The sequence below is a fragment of the Psychrobacter immobilis genome, from assembly GCF_904846285.1.
Classification (GTDB): Bacteria; Pseudomonadota; Gammaproteobacteria; order Pseudomonadales; family Moraxellaceae; genus Psychrobacter; species Psychrobacter immobilis_D.
In genome coordinates, this window is record NZ_CAJHAD010000043.1 from 1 (window position 1) to 8,424 (window position 8,424).

Sequence of the window (8,424 nt, forward strand, 5' to 3'; positions counted from 1 at the left end):
GCTACCAAGTGGCGGCTCTATCAAACCATCTGGGCGATCTGGCAGCTTGTCAAATACATAAAGCTTTTTTTCTACCATACAGAGAAGAGTTTAAAGATCTTACTATTAAATTACTAGAAAGCGTAAGCCATTAGATCGATAGATAATTAATATAGTAAGGCGTTTATATGTAGATGTTAACGTTCTAAAGTATAGAAGTGAAGTATCTTATGATTGTTCAAAAACCAAAAAAATTAATATTTCATTTAAGACTTGTTATTGCATTATCAACTGGATTATTGTTTTCAGCGTGCTCAGCTGAATCTACCAATGACATTGCTCAATACTCGACCAAATCAGTTCATAAAAATGACAATATAGATTTTAAATCAACTTATGCTACTGCCAATCAAGGTGATCCGCAAGCTCAATTTCAACTAGGCATGATGTACGAAAACGGCGAGGGTGTCAGTCAAGATAAAACTAAGGCAGCACAATGGTATAGAAAGTCTGCCGAACAGGGGCTAGCGGATGCACAAAATGCGCTTGCCAAACTGTATTACTTCAATATGGAGCTCGAACCTGTATTTAATGAGTCAGTTGCTTGGTTTGAGAAAGCTGCCGCTCAAGGTCAGCCGGAAGCACAGTATTATATTAGTTTTTTTTATGAAGATGGCTATGATAGACCAATAGATAAAAAGCAAGCTTTAAAATGGTATCGAAAGTCAGCTGAGAATGGTTTTGTAACAGCACAGCTTGAATTAGGTATGAACTACTTAGAAGGAGATTGGATAGAGCAAGATTATAATGAAGCCTACAAATGGACCCAAAAAGCAGCAGAGCAAGGCGAAATGGAAGCCCAATATAATATAGGGGTTATGTATGCCAATGGCTTAGGGGTTAAACAGAATTATGCACTAGCTGCCATGTGGTATGACAAATCGGCAGAACAAGGTTATGCTGCTGCTCAAAATAATCTAGCTGCTCTACAATATACTGGTGATGGCGTTGTACAAAGTTATGATGAGGCTTTTAAAGGATATAGTATGTCTGCTGCTCAAGGAGACCTAGAAGCTCAAACCAATCTTGGTGGAATGTATTATTTTGGTCATGGTGTTACTCAAGACACAGATAAAGCGCTTGAGCTATATCGAGACGCTGCTGCTAAAGGCAATCAAAGAGCCAAAGATATTATCGATGTATTAATTCAAGAAGGCATTATAAGTCAGTAATACTGCTTTACTTAATTCAGCCTTAACTTAAAAGCTCTTAAATTCTATCGTCATCGGCTGGCTATACAACAGCGACAACCCGCCACCTTGGGGCTACCCGCAAGCGGCTAAGCAATCAGGCATAAAATCCAAAAGCTTTGACTTCCTGCTTGAGAACCACGATGAACTAATGATCATACCGAAGCAGCTGCAAGTCTAGCGACACTTAGTAATGCAGCGCATGGACATAGTATCAAAATAATGATGAACGTCAAAAAACACCTTCCGTTGATGGTTAGTATTGTTTATACATTCTATACACATAAGTTTGCGAATACGTTATGATTGCTTTCATAATTAGAGGTAGATTATCTACCTATTATCATCAGACTATTCTAAATATATTATTTGATTAACCAGAATTTTAATGCAGAGCGTTTATGAACTTTATTAACACTACCAACCATCCTGCACTAGCATTTGAAGGAGTCGATCAATTAGGTCAGAGCTTTCATGTGGTCGTTATGAGGCAAACTTATACCTGGAACGAGCAGGGGTTGTTGACACTCGCTGACGAGCAAGACCCGCTGCGTTTAGAAGATCAACTTATTGATACAAAAGATTTAATGAGCGGCATAGTAGAAGAGTCAGACTTGGCGCATTACAAGCCAAAATGTGACGTCATTATAAAGGGACATGCTTATGCCCCTAAGCACAGGCAGAATCAAAATAGCTTTACAGCCAGTATTAAACTGCAAAGCCCTGATTATATGGTTTTAGGCGAGCCTACCGCTGCTACCAAATATGCCTTTGTTGCGCAAAGCTCTAGAGAATCTGCCAAAGACCGATACCACGCTGGTCAAGTCCTCATCGATAAGACACTCACTATCCTAAGTCCCAGATATCTACTCAACGATAGCATCACAGGCAACTCACATTACAGGCTGCACATAGAGCCGATGCCAAGCAACGTCAGCCTAAATCCTAGTAGCAGCTTTGGTGGCTATAGTCTAATAGAAGACAATCATAAAGCGCTTAAATACATCGATAAAAATGAGCTGATACCAGAAGACAACCGCAGTGCTATCAAACTTAACCCGGGCCATGGCGTCATTGCTTATCTACAAGAAGATAGCTTCAATCCTGCGGGCACAGGCTACTGCTCTTTCATCTATCATAAGTATGTACAACCGCCAAGTATTACCCTCTCTCAAGTTCATCATCCAGATCTGCTCATCAGTGAAAGCTTGGTCAATCAAGTGGCAAAGGATAAGCTTGATCGAGATACTCATAATCAACTGGTCGCTGGTTTTGGCGTGCGTGCGAAGAGTCATCCAGAGCGTGCCAAATTAGTAGGGCAGGTCGATGAGGATTTCATCGAAAGTGGTGATGCTTATCCTAAAGGTTTTGACTTTGCCATGTGGAATAGTGCTTATGCTGATCAGCAGACTGAGTTTCTGACAGGCAATGAATGGCTTACTTTAACCAATCTATGTAAGCCCGACACGACAGCGGCAACTACTGCTAAGAGTGGTGACACTATTTTAAAACTCTATTTACCAGAAACCGTAGTGTATCTAGCCTTAGAATCTAAGAACCCACAGATAATGAATACAGAACTACCACTACGCTTGGATACCGTAGTTATCTCTTCTGATAAGGAAAAGATAAATCTAGTATGGCGGGCAATCGTAATCGATAATTATAAGCCTAAGAAAGCAACGCTGTCAGTGCTTGGTAGAGCACAGCAACAAGCACTCGCAGAACAGTACTTTACTGAGACGACTAAAATAGTTCGACCTTATGAAAATAAATAAAATAATAGTTCTAATATCGTTCAGTTAGATAGAAGGTGTTGTAAGGTTAAAAATGATCATATACTTTTATTGATGGCTTTTTTATTCTATCAGTCTTTAGGTAAAGTGTGATAGACGATTGAATAAATTGGCATTACTACTAGTTTTTAAAAAAAAAATAAAGAAAGAGAGTCAAAATGCTTAGTTTTAAACCTTTAAGGAAGTTTGATTTCTTTTTATCTTTGATTATTGCTTTAGGTCTTATATATATTGGAATAAGTAACTATCAAGGTATAGGATTTCCAAAAGAGAGTGAGCTTAAATATACGACAGGTATTTTTAACATAGTCGAACAACCTGAGTATGTGAATCATATAATGCTTAATCGAATAGACGGAAAAAATAAAAGTCAATTATTTACATGTTCCTATAGTCCTTTTGGAAATGGTACATCAAGCTCTTGTGGTGACACAAAATATTTAAACCGTTATACAGACAATGTAGTGACTGTTGGATGGTACGAGCAAAAAGAGTTTCTAGGATTTAAAAATGATATTTCCCAGCTAGTGACTATAGAAATGAATGATGAAATAACGCGTAGCTATAGTGATAGAGCAAAACTAGTGAAGGATTCAGGTGAGTTTTATATGTATATATTCATACCTATAAGTATTCTGTTATTCCCTTTTTACTACTGGCTATTTGGTAGATTAACAGCAGCTGGTAACAAAGCTAAAAAGTAAATTTAGATAAATGAGTGTCAGGTATTATCCTATAACCAATTGAGGAGGTCACATGTCAAAGTTTGGTGTTAAAGATGGAGCAGATCTCTTAACGGGTAGTAATAATGCTAAAAATGCTGTGAACAATCTTGATGCAGCAACTAATGTATTTGATGGTAATGCTACAAGTTTAGATACAAGCATTGCTGGACAAACAGTAGCAGGTACTGTAACAGGAATAGTTGAAACTGGAGTTATGGTAGCGCCTGAAGCACTGCCAAAAATAGCGTCTGGACTAGGAAAGACTAACGTTGGCTTGGCTACTTGGGGCGCTGGCAATGATATTGCCACTATGACAAATGATTACAAGGATCCAGATAGAGATGTTAAAGCTGCTAATGCTTTAAGCCTTGGCTCAAATGTGGCTGGCGGCCTGGCTGGCGGTGCAGTTATAGCAGCGGGCTTAGGTACAGCTGTAGTAGGAGCGCCTGTAATTGTTGCTCTTGGTACAGCATCTCTTGCTCTTTGGGGTGCTAGTAACCTTGTTGGCGATATCAGCGCTAATGATGCTATCGTCGATGGATTAGGGAATATAGGTACAGCAGTATCTAGACGTATCCTTCACGCTTTAGATCCTGAAAATAATGCTTCACCTAAAGATTTTGGAAAAACGTACGATCTACCTGAAATCAGTGGCTCGCAGCAGAATCAACTCATGGCCATTAGTAAAAGCCCCTCATTTAATTATACCTCTCATAAAAAAGACAGCGTCGCAGGGTATAACCTTTATCAAATGCTTGATAATGCAGAAGACACCATATCAAACTCAACCATGAACGGGTTTACCGTCTATGTCATGGGAAAAACCATTCAACCTACCTGTATGGGTGATGAAGCAGGCGTTGGCGGCGGTGTTAAGTCAGGAACTGTTGGCAAAGAGATCAGAGCAACCTCAGGTGCGCCTAGCATTCTGTACTGTGGCTATTTATCCATACGAGCAGACGATACCTGCACTATGAATAATGAAAACGTTGAAGGGAAGTATATATCGCTATGTTAGTTGATAATAGAACATCACCGGCACTACCTACTATCGAGCTGGGTAAGCCTGAACCTGGTATCACCGCATTTGCACTCTCGAACCTTGTAGCTACTGGTGGTCAAAGCTCCGCCTTCGATATCGGTATGAATATCGCCAGCGCTATCCCTAATAGTAATGTCTCGCAAGCAGTTGGGGCGATAAATATAGTATCGCGAGCAGCTCAGGCTGCCAGTCAAGGCTCTATGCTGGGTGTGGGTATGGCGCTAGCAGGGGCGGTGCCGGGCAGCAATTTCTCTGAGGTGATGGGGAAAGTGGGTGCATTATCTAGTGCTATATCAGCAGCTAATCAAGGCTCATTATTAGGTGCTGGTATGTCTTTGGCAGGTATTGCGCCTGGTAGTGAGTATGCCAATGTAATGGGGCAAATCTCTCAAGCTACCGATATGCTCAAACAAGGTCTATCTATTCTTAATCCTCAGATTAATCCAACAGATTTCATTAAATCTGTCATACCACTTAATCCGGTTAAGCCTGCTAGGCAATCGGTAAATATTACCAGTGGTCCACCGGGCGCTCGTATCAAAGGCGAGGGTATCAGAATTAATACCTGCCCTAATGCTAATAGTGATGCAATGGTTGGCGCACCTGTAAACGCTTTATACGGTTGCAAGGTACTCTCAGGTGGTGATGACATTGACTATAACGGCAATGGCTATCTACCATTCGTCATGAGCCGTATGTATAACAGTCAAAACCCCGATATAGGCTGGTTTGGTCAAGGCTGGACGACTCAAGGTTGTGAGCAGCGTTTGGAGCTAGACCCGCAGCATAACCGCATCTATCTGGTGGATAATTCAGGTAGGCGTGTACCTTTTACCTATCTCGCTCCTGGGCAAAGCTGCTATCAGCCATGTGAGGGCATTACCCTATACCGTGAACCTTTACCTGAAGATAAAAAACATACTACCGCTATTAGCCGTCCGATAATAGCGGGTGCGACTAGTGGCAGCCGTATTGGTGATCATGAGCCGTTAGAGTTTATCCTCTATCAAGGTGATTATAGTCCTAAAGCTCGTAATTCTGAGGCTCATAAAGTTGACGCTTTTAACGGCGTCGCCCAACATTACAGCTATGTCGCCAGTCGCCGCCATCATGGTACCGAAGCAATTATCTTATTAAGTAGCTATGCTGATAAATATGGTCATAAGATACAGCTTCACTATACTCGCCGCGCATTGCGGGGCAGCGCTTATCTACCACAATATCTTACCGATGATGCTGGCAGTTGCTATGAGTTTGAATTCAATTTTTATAATGAGCAGCCAAGACTGACTACGCTATACAAACTGGAAAGCCTTAAAAGTAAACAGGTACTTGTAAACTACACCTACAGCTCCGACGGTGACCTGATCAAAGTTATGACTCAAGGACGCACCACCCGAGAGTTTGCTTATAATAATCATCTACTGATTGCTCAGGTTACGGGTGGCGGTCAGAAAGTATTTTATCAGTATGATCGATATGATGATCCTAAAACTGCTCGTGTCGTTGGGCAATCCACGAGCAATGGCAGACAGTATTCATTTGAATACGGTCGCGATACTAGCGGCACTGAAAGCATCGGCACTACCATCGTCACTGAACAGCCTGGCACTGGTCTTGAGCGTCAGCGTTATTATACTTATGACGACTGGTACAACATGACAAGCTTGACGGATCCTAACGGCAACACCACACATTATGAGTATGATAGTAATAATCGTAAGATCAAGGTCATCAGAGCTAATGGTAGTCATATCAATTATAACTATAAAGGTAATCATCTTGACAATGTGCAAGTACAAATAGGTAATGATCCTATCACCCAGCTACCAGAGTACCGTGAAGTCAGCTACGAGTATAACCGAGCAGGGCAGCTGATCGCAGGCACAGACGCCCTCGGTCATCAGCAGCAGTACCGCTATAATGCTCAAGGTAATCCTATTGTATATACTGATGCGTTAGGCAATGCCACTCAGTTCCAGTATGACAATCATGGCAACCTTACTGTACAAACCCTAGCCAATGGCAGTCAGTTTACCTTTGAGTACGATGACTACGGCAACCTACTCACTCAAACCGACTGCAGTGGTTATCAGACACGCTACCAATACGATGACAAACAGCGCATGCAGCAGATCATCGATGCGATGGGCGAGCGCACATATTACAATTATAACAACAGCGCCCCACACCTTGAATCGCTGATGAGTCAAGTTCGCTATCCTGATGGTAGCCAGATACAAATGGATTATGACGATTTAGGTCGTTTGATCACTTATATCGATGCGCTGGGTCAACAAGTCACCTATCAATATGATAGCGAAGGCAAACCAAGCAAACGCACTGATGAAAGCGTAGATAAAGAGACCAGTACAGTGAGCCGTACTAACGGCAAAGGCAACAGTATCGCCTATCAATATGATGAGCTTGGACGTCTCACTACCCTGATCAATGAAAACGGCGAGCAGTGGACCTTTGAATACGATGCCAATGACAACCTAATCCATGAGACCCGCTTTGACGGTCATCAAAGTCGCTATCACTACGATGCCATCGGGCAGATGATACAGCAAATAGACAACCCACAGCTCCCAAGGCACAAGCAATATCATGTACTCATGCAATATAATATCATCGGACAGCTAATAGCTCAACATAGCAGTCACTACCCTGAGCTTATCGGTAACGAGTCCAACAAACCTGCTCGTCCGCAATACCATCGCATGCGTTATGACTATAACGAAATAGGGCAGCTCATTAGTGCTAACAATCCTAACAGCCGTACTAACTTAGCATATGATGCGGGCGGTAGACTGATAACAGAGACTCTCATCAGTCACTTAACCCAAGATGGACAGTATCAAGCACGCGAGCACACCCTCACTCATGACTATGACGAGCTTGGCAACCGCCTCAACACCACCTTACCCGATGGTAAAGTCATCAATCAGCTGTATTACGGCTCAGGGCATCTATATAACCAAAGCCTTTATGATCCTAGCAGCGATGAGCATATTGAGATACGTCATAGCGAGCGCAACAAGCTCCATCAAGAGATCAGCCGTCAACAAGGCATGCTTGAGAGCAGCTATAACTATGATCCTGTGGGACGCTTAATCAAGCAATACAGCAGCAGTGATAATCATATTACTATACAGCGCGATTACAACTATGACGCGCTAGGACAACTAACTCATTTAAGCGGTCATAGTGTGCTTGGTTCTAATAAAAGAACTGAGCAGAACACGGCAATTCAGAATCAACAAAGTCAGTTTACTCGCAATCATCAATACCAGTACGATACACAAGGTCGATTAATTGAGCATAAGCTGACCGACTATCAGAATCATAATGGCATTACTGAAATCTTTGCCTTTGACCCTGCTAGTAATCGTGTGCCTGTAAAAGTCGCTGATAACACAACAGACAACACACAGATTGATCATGGCAGACCGCGTGAGCTGATTCAAAACAACCAGCGCATTAGATACACCTATGATAGTCATGGGCGAGTATTGTATAAAACTCTCGAGGCGATTGATAATCCTGATACCGAACCACGCACTGCGCTGCAACTACAGTACAACGCCAACAATGAGTTAGAGAAAAGTCTGCGTACTCAGTACCAAGTC

5 protein-coding genes are annotated in these 8,424 nt (G+C 42.0%); all 5 read left to right on the forward strand.

All coding sequences use genetic code 11. The features are described from left to right. Positions 1-209 precede the first annotated feature (209 nt). A complete protein-coding gene (locus JMX13_RS13230; RefSeq protein WP_201613265.1) occupies positions 210-1,211 on the forward strand; it encodes an SEL1-like repeat protein in 1,002 nt (333 codons plus the stop codon). Between the two features lie 419 nt (positions 1,212-1,630). Further along, a complete protein-coding gene (locus JMX13_RS13235; protein WP_201613267.1) occupies positions 1,631-3,007 on the forward strand; it encodes a DUF2169 domain-containing protein in 1,377 nt (458 codons plus the stop codon). A gap of 176 nt (positions 3,008-3,183) precedes the next feature. Further along, positions 3,184-3,729: a hypothetical protein gene (locus JMX13_RS13240; protein WP_201613269.1), complete on the forward strand. Its 546-nt coding sequence runs from the start codon at positions 3,184-3,186 to the stop codon at positions 3,727-3,729. A gap of 52 nt (positions 3,730-3,781) precedes the next feature. Then, positions 3,782-4,768, forward strand: a complete 987-nt coding sequence (locus tag JMX13_RS13245; RefSeq protein ID WP_201613271.1) for a PAAR-like domain-containing protein — start codon at positions 3,782-3,784, stop codon at positions 4,766-4,768. Further along, positions 4,762-8,424: DUF6531 domain-containing protein (locus JMX13_RS13250; RefSeq protein ID WP_201613274.1), on the forward strand; the 3,663-nt coding region annotated here is incomplete at its 3' end. The genes JMX13_RS13245 and JMX13_RS13250, both read left to right, overlap by 7 nt.